Source organism: Streptomyces sp. NPDC096132 (assembly GCF_044763345.1).
GTDB lineage: Bacteria > Actinomycetota > Actinomycetes > Streptomycetales > Streptomycetaceae > Streptomyces.
Map to the genome: position 1 here is coordinate 98,902 of NZ_JBIWGA010000006.1, position 18,185 is coordinate 117,086.

Sequence of the window (18,185 nt, forward strand, 5' to 3'; positions counted from 1 at the left end):
GTCAGACCGCCGCCAGGCTGGTGTTGACGTAGTCGATCACGGCCTGCGGGGAATCCATCGACTCGATGGCCTCGTCCGGGATCTTCAGCCCGTACTCGCGCTGGACCTGGCTGGCGATCTCCAGCACGGCGAGCGAGTCGTAGCCGAGGTCGGTGAAGGACGTCCCGAGGTCGTTCTCGGTGATCTCCTGACCGTCGAGCTCACCGATGCAGCGGCTCATGATCGCCTTCAGGTCCTCGAAGCTGATGGTGCTCATGCGTTCCTCCTGGAAGTGGGGACGTCGGTGCGGAAAAAGAGAGGGGTCATGCGGCGCGCAGCACTACGGCCGCGTTGAATCCGCCGTACCCCCGGGCGACCACCAGGGCGGTGCGCAGGGCGGTCTCGCGGGGAGGCCCGGTGACCACGTCGAGGCGGTGGGCGGGGTCGGGGCGGATGTTGACCGAGGGCGGGATCACCTGGTCGCGCAGGGCCAGCACGGCCGCCGCCACGTCCAGGGCGGCGCCGCCGGCGTAGAGGCGGCCGGTCATCGTCTTGGGGACGGTCACCGGCACCCCGGCCGGTCCGAAGACCGCCGCGAGCGCCTCGGACTCCTGGCGGTCCAGCTCGGGGACGCCGTAGCCGTCGGCGAAGACGACGTCGATGTCCTCGGCGGCCGTCCCGGCGTCCTCGAGGGCGAGTTCGATCACCCGCCGGATGCCCGGCGGGCGGCCGGAGCCGGGGCGCGGGTCGGTGGTGGCGGCGTAGCCCGCGAGCTCGGCGTAGATCCGTCCGGCGCCCCGGGCGCGGGCGTCGGCCGCGCTCTCCACGACGAGGATCGCGCCGCCCTCCCCGGGCACATAGCCGCGTGCCTCCGGATCGAACGGCACGAACGCGCGGTCGGGCCGCGGCTCCTCGCTGAGCCGCCCGTTGGAGAGCTGGCAGACCATGCCGTACGGCGACAGCGAGGCGTCGGTGCCACCGGACAGGACCAGCCGGGTGCCCTTGGCGAGGACCCGGCGGGCCTGCGCCAGCACGTCCAGGCCGCCGGCCTGCTCCGAGCAGAGCACCCCGCAGGGCCCACGCATGCCGTGCCGGATGGACAGTTGTCCCGTGGTCGCCGCGTAGAACCAGGCGATGGACATGTAGGCGCCGACGGCCTGCGGCCCCTCGGAGTACAGCTTCTGCAGCTCACGCTGGCCGAACTCGACACCCCCGGAGGAGTTGGCGGTGATGGCCGCCATGTCCAGGTCGGCGAGCGAGTCCTCGGCCACGCCCGCGTCGGCCAGGGCCTCGTTGGCCGCGGCGTAGGCGTACTGGGTCATCGCGTCGGTCTCGGCGACCAGCCGGGCCGGGGCGTGGTCGGCCGGGTCGAAGCCGGTGGCCTCCCCCGCGACGGTGACCGAGTAGGGGGCCGGGTCGAAGCGGCTGATCCGGCGCAGCCCCGAGGTGCCCTCGAGGGTCGCCCGCCACCAGGTCTCCCGGTCCAGCCCGTTGGGCGCGACGACCCCGACGCCGGTGATGACGGGCGCGGACGCCCGCTCGCGTACGGCGCTCACACGATCCTCCTCGGTGACGTCAGGACCACGGCGCTCTGGAAACCGCCGAAGCCGCTGCCGACGCTGAGCACCACGTCCAGCTCCGCCTCGCGGGCGGTGCCGGGGACGTAGTCCAGGTCGCACTCGGGATCGGGCTCCTCGTAGTTGGCGGTGGGAGGCACCGTGCCCCGGTCGATGGCGAGCGCGCTGGCCGCGATCTCGATGGAGCCGATCGAGCCGAGCGAGTGCCCGACCATCGACTTGATGGAGCTGACGGGGATCCGGTAGGCGTGGTCGCCGAGACTGCGCTTGTACGCGGCCGTCTCGTGCCGGTCGTTCTGCCGGGTGCCGGAGCCGTGGGCGTTGGCGTAGTCGACCTCGTCCGGGTTGATCCGGGCCTCGTCGAGCGCCGCGGTGATGGCCTCGCCCATCTCCCGTCCGTCAGGCCGCAGTCCGGTCATGTGGTAGCCGTTGGCCCGGGCCGCGTATCCGGCGACCTCGCAGTAGATCCGGGCCCCGCGGCGGCGGGCGTGCTCCAGTTCCTCGACGACGAACACCGCCGATCCCTCGCCGAGGACCAGGCCGTTGCGCCGCAGGTCGAACGGGCGGCAGGCGTGCTCGGGGTCGTCGTTGCTGGTGGAGGAGGCGCGCAGGGTGTCGAAGCAGGACACGGTGATCGGATAGATCGGCGCGTCCGTGGCCCCGGCGACCATCACCTCCGCGGAGCCCTCCCGGATCAGGTCGACGGCGTACCCGACGGCGTCGATGCCGGCGCAGCAGCCCGAGCTGACCACCGTGGACGGCCCCTCGGCCCCCACCGCCCAGGCCACTTCGGTGGCCAGGGAGCTGGACATCACGTACGAGTACAGGTGCGGCACCATGTAGCCGGGGTCGACGAGCCACTGGCGGCCGTTGTCGCTGACGGTGCGGTACTCCTGCTCCATCGAGATCGCGTTGCCGACGCCGTTGCCGATGCTCACCCCCCGGCGGTGGGGGTCCGTCGCGGCCAGGTCGAGGCCGCTGTCGGCGACCGCCTCCCGGGCGGCGGCCAGCGCGAACTGGCCGGCCCGGTCGGTGCGCCGGATCTCCTGGTACGACAGTCCGGCCTGCTCCGGGTCCCAGTCGACCTCGGCGCCGATGCGGCTGCGGTACGGCGTCGGGTCGAAGAGCGTGATGCGCCGGGTCGCCGTACGGCCCTTGACGATCATCTCCCAGAACTCCTCGCGGCCGGGTCTGCCCGGAGCCACGACACCGATGCCGGTGATCACCGCGCGTGCGGTCATCGGGCGTCACCCACTTCGGGCAGGGTCCCCTCGCCCGGCAGCGGCTCGCAGTCGACGTGGCCGAGGTCGGGGCGGGGCGCGAGCGGGCTGAGGAAGAAGGCCACGTGGGCCTGCTCGTCACCCGGGTTCTCGATGCGGTGCCGGACGCCGATGGGGACCATGAAGGACTCCCCCTCCTCCAGCACCAGTTCCCTGCCCTCGACGCGCAGCAGGATCCGGCCCCGGACGGTGTGGAAGAACTCCTCGGAGTAGGGGTGGTAGTGCTCGGAGACGAACTCCCCGGGCTCCAGCGTGCCGACGCCCATGAAGCCGGACGTGGCACCGCAGGTCTTGGGGCTGAGCAGGACGCGCAGATCGCCCCCGCGCCTGCGGTTGGGGGCCACGTCGTCGAGGGCGACCTTGGTGAGGCCGGTGGTCTGCATGGTTGCTCCACAGGTGTGGGGAGTGGGAATCCCGGACGGATGAGGAGGGTGCGGCGAACAGAGCGGTGGGATCAGGGCGTCCAGCTGTAGAAGGGCTCGGCCATGGAGTCCTTCGGTTCGCGCCACGCGGGGTCGTAGGGCGTCATGTACTGCTGGAGCGCGACGTTGATGTCCTGGTAGAGCGGGTGGCTGCGGGCCTGGTAGAGGCGCTCGCCGATGGTCTCCTCGGCCTCCACCAGGTGGAAGTACAGGCCGTGGAACCGGAACAGCGTGCGGCGCTGGACACCGATCATGTGCGGCAGTTCGGTGGCGTCGGACTCGGCGAAGAGCGCCGCCACCTTGTCCGCGTCGTCGTGGTTCATCCGCGCGACGATGAGGGTGCGATGAGCCATGGGAACTCCCTTGGGCGGGACGGGGACAGAAGAGGGAAGAGGAGAGAGCGGCCTGAGCGAAGGCCGGGGGGACACGCGGGCGGTACGGCCTCACCGAAGGAGCGGGAGCGGTGCCTTGGTCCGGCGGCCTGGAATCGATGGTGGGTCGGGCGCCTTGAGGGCTCGTCCAGGCCAACTCGACATCAGACCCGAACCGTTCTGCGGGACAGGACGAGGGCCGTCGTGGCGGCCGTGACCGTGAATCCCGCCAGGTAGGCCCAGAGCGGCAGGACGCCCACCAGGTGCGACAGCTGGCCACCGACGCCCGCGCCGAGGGCGGCGCCCAGATAGAACAGGCCCATCATGCGGCTGCGGTGGCCGTCGGGCGCGACCTCTGCGGTGGTGCTCAGGCCGACCGGCCCGAAGACCAGCTCCCCGCAGGTCATGCACAAAAAGGCGCCCAGGAGCCACAGGGGGGACACCGGGCGGCCGTCCACGGCGAGCCCCGCGCCGGCCGCCAGCACCAGGAAGCCGCCCGCCGCGCACAACAGCCCGACGGAGAACTTCCGGGCCGTGCCGGCGCGGTCGCCGATCCGCAGCCACAGCCAGGCGGAGAGCGGCGCCAGCAGGAGCAGGAACAGCGGGTGCGCGGACTGGAACCAGCTGGCCGGCACGGTGAATCCGGCCAGCTCCCGGTCGGTGTGCTCGCGCGCGAACAGGCTGAAGACGGAGCCGATCTGGCCGTACATGGCCCAGAACAGCACCGACGGCACGAACACCGCCCGGTAGGCGCGCAGGCGTTCGCGGGCCGCGCCGTCCAGGCCCTCGGCGCGCAGCAGCCGGCGGAAGACGACGACGGGCAGCACCAGCGAGGCAAGACCGCACAGCGCCAGCACCGGCCGCAGCGGAATCCCGCCGGCCGCCACCACACCGGCCGCGACCAGCACGGCGGCGGCCGCCGCCGCCCAGGCACCCCGGACGAACCGGCGCAGCGCCGCAGGCGGCAGCGGGCGGCTCGGGCCGGTGCGGGCGCCGGACAGCGAGGAGGCACCCGCCACGTACTGGAGCACGCCGAGGAGCATGCCGGCGGCGGCCGCCCCGAAGCCGAGGTGCCAGTTCACGCGTTCGCCGAGGATTCCGGTGACCAGCGGGCCGACCAGCGCGCTGACCTGGATGCTCATGTAGAAGAGCGAGAAGGCGGCGCGGCGCCGGGCGCTGTCCGCGCCCGGGTTCATCTGGTCGAACATGACGGGGAGGTTGGGCTTGAGCAACCCCGTGCCGCCGGCCACGAGGCACAGTCCGCCGTAGAAACCGGCGTGGGCCGGGACCGTCATGCACAGATGGCCGGCGGCGATGAGCAGTGCGCCGGTCAGCATGGCCCGGTGGGTGCCGAGCACCCGGTCCCCGAGCCAGCCGCCGGGCATCGCGGCGAGGAACGAGGCGGAGATGTACAGCCCGAACAGCGCGCCCGCCGATCCGTCGGAGAGACCGAGCCCGCCTTCCGCCTCGGGCGCGGTCGCGTACAGGAAGAGCAGGGCCTGCATGCCGTAGAAGCTGAAGCGCTCCCACATGTCGGTGAGGAAGAGCGTGCTGAACCAGCGTTCGCGCAGCAGGCTCCAGACCGGCGCGGCGGTGGGGGCGTCCGAGGCGCGGACGGTGACCGGCCGGCCGGTCACAGGGATATCCCGCCGTCGATCTGCACCACCTGTCCGGTGACGTAGTCCGCCTCGTCGGAGAGCAGGAACGCCACCAGCGCGGCGACGGACTCCGCGGTCCCGAAGCGGCGCATGGCGATCTTGCCCACCGCGGCCTCGCGGGCCTTGGCCGTCATGCCCTCGAGCATGTCGGTGTCGATGAAGCCGGGGGCGACGGCGTTGACCCGCACCCCGTACGGCGCGACCTCCTTGGCGAGGGCGCGGGTGAGGCCGTTGAGTCCGGCCTTCGCGGTGGCGTAGTTGGTCTGGCCGGGGTTGCCGTACACCCCGATGACCGACGAGACGTTGACGATGGCGCCGGCCCGCCGGGAGATCAGGCCGCGCAGTACGGCACGGGTGACGTGGAACGCCCCGTCCAGGCTGGTGCCCACGACCGCCTGCCAGTCCTGCGCGGACATCAGCGCCATCGGGCGGTCCCGCAGCACGCCGGCGCAGTTGACGACGCCGTAGGGCGGGCCCAGTTTCTCCTCGCACTCCTCGGCGAAGGCGCGGACCGCGTCGGCGTCGGTGACGTCGCACACGACGTGATGGACCGGCGCGCCCGCCTCGGCGACCAGGCGGGCGGTCTCCAGGGCCGCCTCGTCGGCGGCTCGGGAGCAGAAGCCGACGGCATGGCCGGAGCGTGCCAGCCGGACGGCGATCGCGCGGCCGATGCCCCGTGATCCGCCGGTCACCAGTACACAGCGTTTGTCCTGCATCCGTACCCCCGGGACTGTGGTGCGGCGGCACCGGACCGCCGTGACCGCGGCGGGCCCGCAGTCACCGCGAGAATCGGCGAGCGGCCTCGAGGGAGCCTCGAAGGAGCGCGGCCAGGCTGCCCCCATGGTGGAAAACCTCTTCGAACAGAACCTGCTGTGGTCGGTGCTGGCCGCGGTCTGCTGGCTGTTCGCCGCGCGCGGCGCGCGCCGTCTGGCGACCCGCCCGAACCCACACTCCCTGCGGCGCCGGGCCCTGCTGGGCGTCATCCTCCTCGGTACGGCTCTGCTGACCCTCGCCGTCCGCGCCGCCCTGGGCGTCGCCCTGGCCGCCGAGACCGACTGGTGGGGCGCCGCCGACTTCGTCCTCCTGGCGGTGGTGCCGCAGGTCGTCGTCGGCGTCGCGGTGGCCTGGCTGAGCGTGCCGGAGTACCTGCGCCTGACCCGCCGGCGGCTGTCGGCGGAGGCCGGCGGCGCCGCGCGGCGGGTCGGTGGGGTGAGGAATGGCCCGGCCGGCGCCACGGAGGCGGCGAGGGAACCCGCGACGGCGCCCGGCCGGGGTGCGGGTGCCGACACCGACGCGTCGGAGCACACCCTCGCCCGCGTGGCCGCTCTCCCCGGTGGGGGAACCGGCGGGCGGGGCGAGGCCGGGATCACCGCCGTGGACAGCGGCTCCCCCGCGGACAGTGGCTCCCCCGCGGACAGCGGGCGTCGCCCAGGCGTCGGATCCGGTCCCCGTGCCCCGGGCTCCTCCGTCCAGGGCTCCTCCGTCCAGGGCTCCTCCCTCCAGGGCTCCTCCCTCCCGACCCCCGACGGCACCGCCGCCCTCCGCTCCGCCGCCGCCCGTCCCCGGCTCGTCGTGCCCGTGCGGGTGGGGGGTGTCGCCGCCGTGCTGGGCGCCCTGCTGACGTTGCATCCGCCGGCGCCGCCGTACACCGCGTTCTTCCTGCTGGAGTCGACGCTGCTGGTCCTCGCGGCGGGCGGGCTGACGCTGCTGCAGCAGCGACGGCAGGGGGTGGTCGGAGCGGTGGGCTGGCGGCCCGTGTCGTGGGGGCGCCGACTGGTCCGTACGCTGGCCTTCGTGACCTGCGGGGCGCTGGTGCTGGCCGGCGGATACCGGGTCGCGGAGCGGGCGAGCCGGTTGCCGGACGTGATGGCCACCGCCCACCACCACACCTACGACACCGGCGGCGGTCCCGGCCCCGGCACCGCCCCGGCCCGCTCCGTCGCGGACCTGACCGGGCCGCGCGCGGGCGCCGCCGACCGGCGCTTCACGCTCACCGCTTCGCAGCGGACCGTCCGGCTGGCGTCGGGCGAGAACGTGGACGCGCTCACCTTCAACGGCGTGCTCCCCGGCCCCGAACTCCGCGTGCCGCAGGGCGCGTTGGTCGAGGTCACCCTGGTCAACCAGGACGTGGCCGAGGGGGTCACCGTGCACTGGCACGGGGTCGACGTGCCCAACGCGGAGGACGGGGTGGCCGGTGTCACCCAGGACGCGGTGCCGCCGGGTGGCCGACACGTGTACCGGTTCCGGGCAAACCGCGCGGGGACCTTCTGGTACCACGCCCACCAGCAGTCCAGCACCGAGGTGGCCCGGGGCCTGTTCGGCGCCCTGGTGGTGACCGAGGGCACGGCGCAGACCGAGGGCACACAGTCGTCGCGGAGTCTCGACCGCACGGTCGTCGCGCACGCGTGGCCCGTGGGCGGGGCGTCGGGCTCGAGCGCTCCGAACGGCGCGCTGAGCGGGCGCAACGGACTGGGCGGCATCCTGCGGACGGCCTTCGGGGCCGACACCGGCGAGCGGCGGGAGCGCGTCGCCGCGGGAACCGCCGTACGGCTGCGCCTGGTGAACGCCGACAACTGCCCCCGCACCTACGCGCTGACCGGAACCTCGTTCCAGGTCGCCGCGATCGACGGCAACGCGGTGTCCGCGCCGACCGATGTGCGCGGCCGACTGCTGCGCGTGGCGGGCGGCGGCCGCTACGACCTGACGTTCCGCCAGCCCGCCGGGGCGGTCCGGCTCACCGTGGTCGGCGACGCCAACGCCGGCAACGGCAGCCAGGGCTTCGAGGGCTGCGGCGAGGACGGCGCGTACGGCGCGCACGGGGACCTGGCGTCCCCCTCGCTGATCCTCGCCGCGGACCCGGCCGCGCGGGTCCCCGCCGCCGCCGACGCGGGCGGCCCGGTGTTCGACCCCCTGCACTACGGGACTCCCGCCGGCCCGCGGCCCCTCACCCCGGACAGCGACTTCGACCGCGACTTCCGTCTCGTTCTCGGCAACAGCGTGGGCTTCTACGACGGCGCGCCGATGATGCTGTGGACCGTGAACAACGCGGTCTACCCGGACATCCCGGCCCTGCTGGTCCGGGAGGGCGATCTGGTGCGCGTCACCTTCCTCAACCGCAGCCTCGACGACCATCCGATGCATCTGCACGGCCACCGCATGCTGGTGCTGTCCCGCAACGGCGAGCGGGCGGACGGCAGCCCGTGGTGGACGGACACGCTGAACGTGTCGCCCGGCGAGCGGTTCGAGGTCGCCTTCCGCGCCGACAACCCGGGTGTGTGGGCGGACCACTGCCACAACCTCGACCACGCCCGCGACGGGATGGTCCTGCACCTGGCGTACGACGGGGTGAACAGCCCCTACGAGACCGGCAGGTCCAGCGGCAACACGCCCGAGTGACCCGGCGTACCGAGGAGGCCCGCGCCGGCGAGCCGTTCACGGGCCGCGTGTACGGCTCGCCGGTCCTCCTCGGGCCCCAGGGCCCGCGGCGGCAGGGTGCTCAGCACACCGCTGCGGCCCGAGCGCACGGCCCGGTGGCCGCGCGCCAGCACGGTCAGGCTCTGGCCGGGTCCGGCCTCCACGAGCATCCGGTCGCCGTCGCCCAGCACCCGGTCCAGCGTGCGCCAGAACAGCACGGGAGCGGTCGGCTGCGCGGCCCAGAACTCCGTGCTGGTCACGTCCTCCTCGCGCACCGGCCGGGCGAGGTAGGCGGAGTAGAGCGGCCGGGCGGGCGCGGACCGCCGTACCGTGCGCAGCAGTTCCTCCGTCTGCCGCGCGACCGGTTCCAGGGCGGGGCTGTGGTACGGGGTGCGGGTGGCGAGCCGTCGGCTGGTGCGGCCGTCGGCGGTCAGTCGGCGCTCCACCGCGCGCAGCGCCCGCTCCGGACCGGACAGCACGGTGTGCCGCGGCGCGTTGACGGCGCCCACCACCACGCCGTCGCCCAGGTAGCCGGCCAGTTCCGGTGCGCCGGCTGCGACCGCGAGCATCCCGCCGGGCGGTGTGGCGTGCTGTGTCCTGACCCGTTCCCACATCAGCGAGACCGCGTCGGCCAGGGAGAGCACCTCGGCGAGGACCGCGGCGACGCACTCGCCCATGCTGTGCCCGAGGTACGCGGCGGGCCGTACGCCCCAGCTCTCGACCAGCCGGCCCATGGCGTAGTCCACGGCGAACAGCAGCGGAGCGGCCCGGGTGTCGGCGTCGAGCGGCGGAGCCGGCTCCCGTGTCAGCCAGTCGGCGCGGGCCGCCCGGCCCTCGGCCCCCAGCGGATCCAGTACGGCGTCGACGGCCTCGGTGAAGACCGGCTCGTGCCCGTACAGGCCCGCCGCCATACGGGCGTGCTGAGCACCGGTGCCCGGGAACATCAGGACGACGGAGGGCCGATGACCTTCACGAGCGGATGACGATGACATGCCGCAAGGCTGGCGCGGTCGGTTGGAGCCGTTCTCCACCCGTGGTTGGAGGCGCTGTCGAGCCGGTCTTGAGCGTCCGGGCGCACGCTCCGGGCATGAGCGTTGTCGATGAATCGCCTACCGACCAGGTCGCCGACCGGGTCGCCGAACTCGCCGATCTGCGGGAGAGGGTGCGGCAGGGTCCCAGCGAGCGGGCCACCGAGGCCCAGCACGCGAAGGGCAAGTTGACCGCCCGCGAGCGCCTCGAACTCCTCTTCGACGAGGGGACGTTCACCGAGACCGAGGAACTGCGCCGGCACCGTGCGACCGGCTTCGGCCTGGAGCACCGCCGGCCGCACACCGACGGAGTCGTCACCGGCTGGGGCCGGGTGCACGGCCGTACCGTCTTCGCCTACGCCCATGACTTCCGTATCTTCGGCGGCGCCCTGGGCGAGGCCCACGCGGAGAAGATCCACAAGCTGATGGACCTGGCGGAGTCCGCGGGCGCCCCCCTGGTCGGGCTGTGCGACGGCGCGGGGGCGCGGATCCAGGAAGGCGTGACGGCGCTGGCCGGCTACGGCGGCATCTTCACCCGCAACGTCCGCAACTCCGGGGTGATTCCGCAGATCAGCGTCATCCTGGGCCCCTGCGCCGGCGGCGCCGCGTACTCGCCCGCGCTGACCGATTTCGTGTTCATGGTGCGCGGCATCGCACAGATGTTCATCACCGGCCCGGATGTGGTGCAGGCGGTGACCGGCGAGGTCGTCTCGCACGAGCGGCTGGGCGGCGCGGACACCCACGCGTCACTGTCGGGCGTGGCGCACTTCGCGTACGACGACGAGGGGTCCTGCCTGGAGGACGTACGGCACCTGCTGTCGATGCTGCCGGCCAACAACCGCGAACTCCCGCCCGCCGTGGCCGCCTCGGATCCGGCGGACCGGCGCACCGAAGCGCTGCTGGACCTGGTGCCGGCGGATCCGGGCCGTTCGTACGACATGCGGGCGGTGATCGCGGAGATCGTGGACGACGGCGACGTCTTCGAGGTGCAGGAGAACTGGGCCACCAACGTCGTCTGCGCGCTGGCCCGGCTGGACGGCCGGGTCGTCGGGATCGTCGCCAACCAGCCCGCCGCGTTCGCCGGGGTGCTGGACATCGACGCCTCGGGCAAGGCGGCGCGGTTCGTGCAGATGTGCGATGCCTTCAACATCCCCCTGGTGACGCTGGTGGACGTGCCCGGCTTCCTGCCCGGAGTGGACCAGGAGCACGGCGGCATCATCCGGCACGGCGCCAAGCTGCTGTACGCCTACTGCAACGCCACCGTGCCCCGGGTCCAGGTGATCCTGCGCAAGGCGTACGGCGGCGCGTACATCGTGATGGATTCCCGTTCCATCGGGACGGACGTGTCGCTGGCCTGGCCGCACAACGAGATCGCGGTGATGGGGGCGGAGGGCGCGGCAGGCGTGATCTTCCGGCGGGAGATCGCGGCGGCCGCCGACCCCGAGGCCACCCGCGCCCGGCTGGTCAAGGAGTACCGCACGGAGCTGATGCACCCCTACTACGCGGCCGAACGCGGGCTCGTCGACAGCGTCATCGACCCTTCGGAGACCCGGGCCCGGCTGATCGACGCGCTCGCCGTGCTGCGCGCGAAGCACGCTCCCCTGCCCAGCCGCAAGCACGGGAACCAGCCCCAGTGACCGCGGCCCGGGACCTCCGTGGCCTGGTGCGCGTCGTGCGCGGCACTCCCCGTCCGGACGAGCTGGCCGCCGTCCTGGTGGTCCTCACCGTGTTGACCGCGTCCGGCCGGGGCCTCGCCGCCACCCCGCCGGGCCCGCTGCGGGCCGGGTGGCCGGACGCGGCCCGCCCCTCCGCGGCCCGCACCACGGCGGCTCCCGCCTGGGCGGCCGCCCCGGGCCCGCAGTGGCGGGAGTCGTTCACCGGCTGAGCCTCACAGGTGGCGGCCGTACTCGTCGAGGACCTTGAGGACGTCGCTCTCCCCGGCCGGCGGCAGTTGCAGCACGACCTCCTCGATGCCGAGGTCGGCGTAGTACGCGAGCTTGCCCGGGGAGGGGTGGACGGCGTACGGCACGATCTGGAGCGCCTCCGGCTCCCGCCCGGCGTCCGCCCACGCGGCGCGCAGCACCGGCAGGGTCTCGGACAGCCCGCGCCCGCCGATCGGCAGCCAGCCGTCGGCGTACTCGCAGATGTGGGCGAACAGCTTCGGCCCGGCGGCACCGCCGACGAGGGTGCGGGGCCCGACCACCGGACCACGCGGCTTCTGCGCCGGCTTGGGGTGCGCGGAGCTGGCGCGGACGGAGCCGTACGCCCCCTCGTACGGGGTGGGCTCCTCGCTCCACAGGGCGCGCATCAGCCCCATCCGGTCCCGGACGAGCTCCCGCCGCGTCCGCCATTCCACGCCGTGGTCGGCGGCCTCCTCCACGTTCCACCCGAAGCCGAGGCCGAGGGTGAGGCGGCCGCCGGACAGGTGATCGACGGTGGCGATCTGCTTGGCGAGGTCGATCGGGTCGTGCTGGGCCACGAGGGTGATGCCGGTGCCGAGGCCGAGGCCCTCGGTGACGGCGGCGGCCTGGCCGAGGGCGACGAAGGGGTCGAGCGTACGGCCGTACTCGCGCGGCAGGTCACCACCGGCGGGGTACGGGGTGGTCCGCTCCACCGGGATGTGCGTGTGCTCGGGCAGGTAGAGCCCGGCGAAGCCGCGCTGCTCCAGCTCACGGGCGAGGCGGGTCGGGGTGATCGTCTCGTCGGTGAGGAAGATCGTGACGGCGATGCGCATGGCGGGCCTTTCGATGCCGGTTCCTCTGTGTTCATCTGTGCCGGTTCATCTGTACCGGGAGAAGGGGTCGGTGTCCATACCGACCGGTCGGCACTGTGAGAAGGGTGACTCCGTGACGGACGCACAGGACATCCCCATGGCACGCCGCGCACTGTTGACGACGGGTGCCGCCGCCGCGCTTACGTTGGGGGACGTGAGCTTCGCCGCGGCCGACGGACGAGAGCCGGAGACACCGGAGCGGGAGACGCGGACGGTACGGGGCACCCTGCCGCCCGGCTCCCCCGACTTCGTGTACGTCCCGGTCGACGTCCCGTCGGGCGTACGGGAGCTGAGGATCTCGTACCTCTACGACCGTCCCTCCGTCCCCGCCGGCACCCCCGGCAACGCGCTCGACATCGGCCTCTTCGACGAGCGCGGCACGGAGCTGGGCGGGGAGGGCTTCCGGGGCTGGTCGGGGGGCGCTCGGACGGAGTTCTTCGTCCGAGCGGACGGGGCCACGCCCGGGTATGTGGCGGGCCCGGTGCGGGCGGGACGGTGGCACATCGCGCTCGGCCCGTACACGGTGGCGCCGCAGGGCCTGACCTACGAGATCACCGTGACGCTGACGTACGGGGAGCCGTCGCCGGCCGCGCCCGTGACCTACCCGCCCTCCTTCGCGCGGGGCCGGGGCCGGGCCTGGTACCGGGGCGACTGCCACCTCCACTCCTGGTACTCCGACGGCCGCCGCACCCCCGCCGAGATCGGGGCCCTCGCCCGGTCGGCGGGCCTGGACTTCATCAACACCTCGGAGCACAACACCCACGCGGGACACGGGGCGTGGGCGGACGTGGCCGGCGACGACCTGCTGGTGATGCTGGGCGAGGAGGTCACGACGCGGAACGGCCACGTCCTGGCGGTCGGCACGGAGCCGGGGACCTTCGTGGACTGGCGGTACCGGGCGAGGGAGGGCCGTTTCGGTCGCTTCGCGCGGAGGATCCGACAGGCGGGCGGCCTGGTGATCCCCGCCCATCCGCACGCCACCTGCATCGGCTGCGCCTGGAAGTTCGGCTTCGGGGAGGCGGACGCGGTGGAGGTGTGGAACGGCCCCTACACCCCCGACGACGAGGTGGCGCTGGCGGCGTGGGACGCGATGCTCGTGGCGGGGGTGCGGGGCGGCAGGGGCACCTGGCTTCCGGCGGTGGGCAACAGCGACGCCCACCGCGACCCGGACGTGGTGGGCCTGCCGCAGACCGTCGTCCTGGCGGACGACCTGACGGTGGAGGCGCTCCGGGAGGGCATCCGCGCGGGCCGGGCGTACGTGGCCGAGTCGAGCGCCGTGTCGTTGGCCTTCTCGGCGACGGGCGGGCGCGGCGAACGGGCCGGTATCGGCGAGCGGCTGGAACTGGACGCCGACGCGCCGGTGACCGTCCGTCTGGAGGTGACCGGCGCACCCGGCCGCACGGTCCGCTTCGTGACGGACGAGGGAGTGGTGTTCACCGGTTCCCCGCTGCCGGCGTCGGGGGTGGGGGTCGTGGAGTGGCGTACGACACCGTCGTACGCGGCATACGTACGGGCGGAGGTACGCCACGCGGCCACGGCACAGCCCCTCCCGGGGGCGTTGGCGGCGTTCACCAATCCGGTGTTCCTGGGGCGGGGGTGAGGACCGCACACCCCCGCCCGGACACGGTCGGGGGTGCTTCCGCTCGGGCGCGTTCAACCACGATGACGCCAACTTCAAGGTCGTCACCGGGTGATCACGGCCGCGCGGGGGCAGGCCACGGGCGGCTGATTGGCTCTCGACGCGGTACGGCGCTCCGGGGAGCCTGGGGATCCGGTGCCGTACGTGAAGGAGTCAGGATGCAGGTCGCCGTGGTCACCTTCGACGGGTTCAACGAGCTCGACAGCTTCATCGCGTCCGCGCTGATCAACCGGTGCCGCAAGGAGGGTCTGGAGGCGTTCATCACGACGCCGACGCCGGTGGTGACGTCGATGAACGGCGTCGAGGTCACCGGGCAGAAGCCGATGGAGTTCGTGACCGAGGCCGACGTCGTGCTGATCGGCAGCGGGGTGAAGGCGCGGGAGGTGGTGGCCGACGACCGGCTGATCTCCCGGCTCCGGCTCGACCCCTCGCGCCAGCTGATCGGCGCCCAGTGCTCCGGCGCGCTGGTGCTCGCCCGGCTCGGGCTGCTGGACGGCATGCCCGCCTGCACGGACCGCAAGAGCCGGCCCTTCGTCGAGGCCCTCGACGTCACCGTGCTGGACGTGCCGTTCCACTCCGACGGGAACATCGCGACGGCGGGCGGCTGTCTGTCGTCGCAGTACCTCGCCACCTGGGTGATCACCCGGACCCTCGGCGAGGAGGCCGCGCGCGACGTCCTCGACTACGTGGCTCCGGTGGGCGAGAACGAGGAGACCGTGGAACGTGCCCTGCGCGCCGTCCACACGGGCGAGGTCGCGCTGCGCGGCTGAGGGCGCTCAGGGCGCCGTCGGGCGGGTGAGGGCGGTGAGGGCGGCGCGCAGGGGGGAGTCGCTCGACGGGAAGTCGGGCCAGCGGGCGGCGATGTGGCCGTCGGGGCGGACGAGCAGGGCGCCTTGGGGGCGGAGGCCGAAGAGATCGGTGTGCTCGTGCGGCAGGGGCTCCACGCGCAGGGGCCAGGGGGCGGTGCCGTCGGTCTGCCGCTCCCAGTGGTCGGGGGCGGCGGTCAGGAGGGTGAACCATTCGCCGGAGCTGTCGAGCGTGGAGCGGTCGGGTGTGAGCCAGAGGTGCGGCAGGCGGTGCCCCGGCTCGGTGGTGGGGACGTAGTCCGTGCCGCTGTCGGGTGGCTCGGGTGAGGTGCCGTCGCCGTCGCCGTCATCGCGGCCATCGCCGTCGCCGTCGCAGAGGACGGCGTCGGAGCGGTAGGCCACGCCGAGCACGAGGCCGAGTTGCGCGAAGTACCGTTCCGACCACGGCAGTTCGATCCCCTCCTCCGGGGTAGTCTCGCCGGCCTGGACCTGGTCTCGGCGCTTGTTCTGCACCTGGAGCATGAGCTGGGTGTTGGCCACGGCCTGGCGGAGAGTCCGGTGGGCGACGGGCAGTCGTTCCGGCTCGTAGGAGTCCAGCAGACCCGGTCCGGCCCAGCCGTGGAGCACACCCGCCAGTTTCCAGCACAGGTTGTGCGCGTCGGCGATGCCGGCGTTCATCCCCAGGCCTCCGATGATGGGGACCGCGTGCGCGGCGTCGCCGGCCAGCAGGATCCGGCCGTGGCGGAGGCGTTCGGCGACGGACGCGTTCATCACCCAGTGCTGGACCCGTGACACGTCGACCCGTACGGCGGTCCGCGCGTCCGGGCGGGGGCCGAGCGCGCGCGAGACGAGGCCGGGCCAGTCGGCGTGCTCGACGTCCTCGGGTGTGGGTGCGATCCAGGCCCAGCCCCCTTCGGGGTAGAGCGGAAGGAACGAGCCGTGCGGGGTGAAGTAGACCCCGGCGGGCCGTTCGGCGCGCCAGTCGTCGAGGTCGGCGTCGAACACGACGGTGGTGACGCCCGCCAGCGCTCCCGGGCCGGTGGTGCCGATGCCCAACCGCTCCCGGACGGTGGAGTTCGCGCCGTCGGCGGCCAGGACGTACCGGGCGCGGACGCGGGTCTCCTCACCGCGCCGGTGGTCGACGAGGCGGGCCACGACGTGGTCGGTCTCCTCGGCCAGGTCGACGAGCTCGGCCCCGAACCGCGTCGGCGCGTCCGCCGCGGCGAGCAGGGTGGGTTCCAGCCGGTCCTGTGAGGTGACCACGCCGGTCACGGGGCTCTCGGGCACCGGCGCGTGGATCCCGACCATGGCCGCACTGGCGAAGTCAGGGCCGTGCAGGGTGTCGCGGAAGCGGATCCGGCCGTACTCCGCCGCGAACGCGTGGGCCGTGACCTCGGCGGCGAGGCCGAGCTGGCGGAGGATCTCCATCGAGCGCACGTTGACCAGCCGGGCCCGGGGAAACGGTGACAGATCGGCGTGCTTCTCGACCAGCAGGGTCGGCACTCCCCAACGCTCCAGCAGCGCCCGGGCGGTGAGCCCGACGGGCCCGCCCCCGACGATCAGCACGGGCACGTCGGCGTCCACTGCCGGCATGTCGAACTCCTTCACCGCGAGGTCGCCCCCGGTGATCAATCTCGCGCACCCGGTGGACGGCCGCAATGCGCGGGCGCCGGCGTACACCCGAACGAGCCGGGTCTCGGCCGCATGACGACGCCGGCCAGGCAGGCACGTCCACCGGCAGCGTTTCGCTCGCGGAAGCGTGCCGGTGGGCCGTCTACTCTCGGCCCGTGGGACAGCCCGAGCAGCGCGCCGAGGGCGCGGGACCCTTCACGACCCGGCTCACCTGGCGGCCTCCCGGTGGTGGCACGGCCGTGTGGGAGTCGCGGCCCGCACGGCGGCGCGGAGTCATCGCCGTCCGCCCGCCCGGCGCACCCACCAGCCTGCGGACCAGCGCCGACGCGGTCGGCCTCCGCCGCCTGCGCGGGCTCAACGCCATCGCCGCGACCGCCTTCGTCATCGGCGGAGCCCTCTTCGCGGTCGGCGCCGGCGTCGCCCAGTTCGGCTCCGGCGACGCCACCACCTGCGCGTCGATCTACTTCGCGGGCGGTCTCTTCTTCAACACCGGCGGCTACGTCTCGCTGCTCCAGGTCGTCAACGCCCCTCGCCATCTGCCCGGCGGCGAGGGCCGTCTGGTCACTCCCGGCTGGCGCTGGTGGAGCTACGAGCCGACGCGGGCGGACTGGCTGAGCGTGTTCGTGCTCTTCGTCGGCACCCTGGTGTTCGGCGTCAACCTGCTGGACTCCTTCTTCCAAGGGCTGAGCGTCCAGCAGGTCAACCGGCTGATCTGGGTCCCGGACGTGATCGGCTGCATCCTCTTCCTGATCTCCGGTCACCTCGCCTTCGCCGAGATCTGCCACGGCCGAGGCCCCTGCCTGCGCTGCCGCAGCCTCGGCTGGTGGATCGTCGCCGTGAACCAGCTCGGCTCCGTCCTCTTCATGATCTCGGCACTCGCCGCCTACACCCTCCCCACCACCGCCAGCCTCATCAACACGGACATCGCCAACTGGGGCACGCTGCTGGGGGCTCTGTGTTTCTCCGTCGGCGGGTTGCTTCAGTTCGGCGAACGCCCGTAGCCCCGGCCTGCGGGTCCCCCAAGGACTCAGCCCACAACCTGTGGATCACGGAAGTAGAAGACGACCGTCACTCCCATGCCTTGAGTGTGTGTATAGACGACCGTGATCGCCTCGGCCGAGTCGCGAGCGAGAGGGGTCGTATACGTGTACTCGACGGACGGCGGCCGCCAGCCGGGGATCTCTCGGCCCACCGCCGGGTCGCGTCCGATCGCCAGGAGCGCGTCCCGGACGACCTCCCGCTCCCCTTCGGTCAGATCACCGAACGCCTTCCTCGCCGGCTCGGCCTCCTCCAGAGGGACATCGTTCACGCACGGCCGCCTTCGCCGCGCGCGTCCTCCAGAGCGGCCATGATCTCCGGCGAGTTCCTGATCAGGATCCGGTGCCGGTACGCCCGTACCACTGCCGCCGCGCCCGCGAAGTCGTTGGTCGGTGAGGCTCCTATGGCGGCGGCCAGCTCCCGCTCGAAGCGCTCCCGGTCACCCGGGAAGCCGTAGCGGCTGAGCGCACTGCGCAGATCGTCCACGGTCCGGATCTCCGGGAGAGGCATCGCTCCCCAGCCGTGCTCGGGCTGTGCACTCATGGTCTGCTCCTGGTGTACGGGGCAT

The 18,185-nt window shown here is 73.3% G+C and carries 18 protein-coding genes; 6 read left to right on the forward strand and 12 right to left on the reverse strand.

Going from position 1 to position 18,185, the window contains the following annotated elements:
- Position 1: 1 nt before the first annotated feature.
- The 7 genes from ACIRF9_RS16105 to fabG all read right to left on the reverse strand — a co-directional run bounded on the left by ACIRF9_RS16105 (position 2) and on the right by fabG (position 6,003).
- The gene (locus ACIRF9_RS16105) at positions 2-256 is read right to left on the reverse strand and encodes an acyl carrier protein (RefSeq protein ID WP_403821507.1); all 255 of its coding nucleotides are present in this window, start codon (positions 254-256) and stop codon (positions 2-4) included.
- A 46-nt stretch (positions 257-302) separates the two neighbouring features.
- Positions 303-1,535 (reverse strand): ketosynthase chain-length factor, encoded by a 1,233-nt coding sequence (locus ACIRF9_RS16110; RefSeq protein ID WP_403821510.1) that lies wholly within the window; start codon positions 1,533-1,535, stop codon positions 303-305.
- Positions 1,532-2,797, reverse strand: a complete 1,266-nt coding sequence (locus tag ACIRF9_RS16115) for a beta-ketoacyl-[acyl-carrier-protein] synthase family protein (RefSeq protein WP_403821513.1) — start codon at positions 2,795-2,797, stop codon at positions 1,532-1,534. The genes ACIRF9_RS16110 and ACIRF9_RS16115 overlap by 4 nt, the downstream gene beginning before the upstream one ends.
- A complete protein-coding gene (locus ACIRF9_RS16120; protein ID WP_403821516.1) occupies positions 2,794-3,219 on the reverse strand; it encodes a cupin domain-containing protein in 426 nt (141 codons plus the stop codon). Before ACIRF9_RS16120 ends, ACIRF9_RS16115 begins: the two co-directional genes overlap by 4 nt.
- Positions 3,220-3,290: 71 nt before the next feature.
- Positions 3,291-3,611: a TcmI family type II polyketide cyclase gene (locus ACIRF9_RS16125; protein WP_403821519.1), complete on the reverse strand. Its 321-nt coding sequence runs from the start codon at positions 3,609-3,611 to the stop codon at positions 3,291-3,293.
- Between the two features lie 182 nt (positions 3,612-3,793).
- Positions 3,794-5,266, reverse strand: a complete 1,473-nt coding sequence (locus ACIRF9_RS16130) for a peptide MFS transporter (RefSeq protein ID WP_403821522.1) — start codon at positions 5,264-5,266, stop codon at positions 3,794-3,796.
- Positions 5,263-6,003 (reverse strand): 3-oxoacyl-ACP reductase FabG, encoded by a 741-nt coding sequence (gene fabG / locus ACIRF9_RS16135; RefSeq protein ID WP_403821524.1) that lies wholly within the window; start codon positions 6,001-6,003, stop codon positions 5,263-5,265. Before fabG ends, ACIRF9_RS16130 begins: the two co-directional genes overlap by 4 nt.
- A 124-nt stretch (positions 6,004-6,127) precedes the next feature.
- Here fabG and ACIRF9_RS16140 point away from each other — a divergent pair, with 124 nt between their 5' ends.
- A complete protein-coding gene (locus ACIRF9_RS16140) occupies positions 6,128-8,683 on the forward strand; it encodes a multicopper oxidase domain-containing protein (RefSeq protein ID WP_403821527.1) in 2,556 nt (851 codons plus the stop codon).
- On the opposite strand, the gene ACIRF9_RS16145 is transcribed toward ACIRF9_RS16140, so the two are convergent.
- Positions 8,644-9,693, reverse strand: coding sequence for an acyltransferase domain-containing protein (locus ACIRF9_RS16145; RefSeq protein ID WP_403821529.1), 1,050 nt, complete (start codon positions 9,691-9,693; stop codon positions 8,644-8,646). The two genes, ACIRF9_RS16140 and ACIRF9_RS16145, sit on opposite strands and share 40 nt — an antisense overlap.
- A gap of 95 nt (positions 9,694-9,788) precedes the next feature.
- On the opposite strand from ACIRF9_RS16145, the gene ACIRF9_RS16150 reads away from it, so the two are divergent.
- Together ACIRF9_RS16150 and ACIRF9_RS16155 are read left to right on the forward strand one after the other, a co-directional pair.
- Positions 9,789-11,366: an acyl-CoA carboxylase subunit beta gene (locus ACIRF9_RS16150; RefSeq protein WP_403821532.1), complete on the forward strand. Its 1,578-nt coding sequence runs from the start codon at positions 9,789-9,791 to the stop codon at positions 11,364-11,366.
- Positions 11,363-11,614, forward strand: a complete 252-nt coding sequence (locus ACIRF9_RS16155) for an acyl-CoA carboxylase epsilon subunit (RefSeq protein ID WP_403821535.1) — start codon at positions 11,363-11,365, stop codon at positions 11,612-11,614. The genes ACIRF9_RS16150 and ACIRF9_RS16155 overlap by 4 nt, the downstream gene beginning before the upstream one ends.
- Before the next feature lie 3 nt (positions 11,615-11,617).
- Here the strand turns inward: ACIRF9_RS16155 and ACIRF9_RS16160 are convergent, their stop codons facing one another.
- A complete protein-coding gene (locus ACIRF9_RS16160) occupies positions 11,618-12,463 on the reverse strand; it encodes an LLM class F420-dependent oxidoreductase (RefSeq protein WP_403821538.1) in 846 nt (281 codons plus the stop codon).
- A 136-nt stretch (positions 12,464-12,599) separates the two neighbouring features.
- On the opposite strand from ACIRF9_RS16160, the gene ACIRF9_RS16165 reads away from it, so the two are divergent.
- Together ACIRF9_RS16165 and ACIRF9_RS16170 are read left to right on the forward strand one after the other, a co-directional pair.
- Positions 12,600-14,102: a CehA/McbA family metallohydrolase gene (locus ACIRF9_RS16165; protein ID WP_403822421.1), complete on the forward strand. Its 1,503-nt coding sequence runs from the start codon at positions 12,600-12,602 to the stop codon at positions 14,100-14,102.
- Between the two features lie 197 nt (positions 14,103-14,299).
- The gene (locus tag ACIRF9_RS16170; protein ID WP_403821541.1) at positions 14,300-14,911 is read left to right on the forward strand and encodes a DJ-1/PfpI family protein; all 612 of its coding nucleotides are present in this window, start codon (positions 14,300-14,302) and stop codon (positions 14,909-14,911) included.
- 6 nt (positions 14,912-14,917) lie between these two features.
- Here the strand turns inward: ACIRF9_RS16170 and ACIRF9_RS16175 are convergent, their stop codons facing one another.
- A complete protein-coding gene (locus ACIRF9_RS16175) occupies positions 14,918-16,540 on the reverse strand; it encodes an FAD-dependent monooxygenase (RefSeq protein ID WP_403821544.1) in 1,623 nt (540 codons plus the stop codon).
- A gap of 194 nt (positions 16,541-16,734) precedes the next feature.
- On the opposite strand from ACIRF9_RS16175, the gene ACIRF9_RS16180 reads away from it, so the two are divergent.
- A complete protein-coding gene (locus tag ACIRF9_RS16180; RefSeq protein ID WP_403821547.1) occupies positions 16,735-17,580 on the forward strand; it encodes a hypothetical protein in 846 nt (281 codons plus the stop codon).
- Positions 17,581-17,606: 26 nt separating this feature from the next.
- Here the strand turns inward: ACIRF9_RS16180 and ACIRF9_RS16185 are convergent, their stop codons facing one another.
- Positions 17,607-17,888: a hypothetical protein gene (locus ACIRF9_RS16185; RefSeq protein WP_403821550.1), complete on the reverse strand. Its 282-nt coding sequence runs from the start codon at positions 17,886-17,888 to the stop codon at positions 17,607-17,609.
- Positions 17,885-18,160: a hypothetical protein gene (locus tag ACIRF9_RS16190; protein ID WP_403821553.1), complete on the reverse strand. Its 276-nt coding sequence runs from the start codon at positions 18,158-18,160 to the stop codon at positions 17,885-17,887. Before ACIRF9_RS16190 ends, ACIRF9_RS16185 begins: the two co-directional genes overlap by 4 nt.
- Positions 18,161-18,185: the final 25 nt, after the last annotated feature.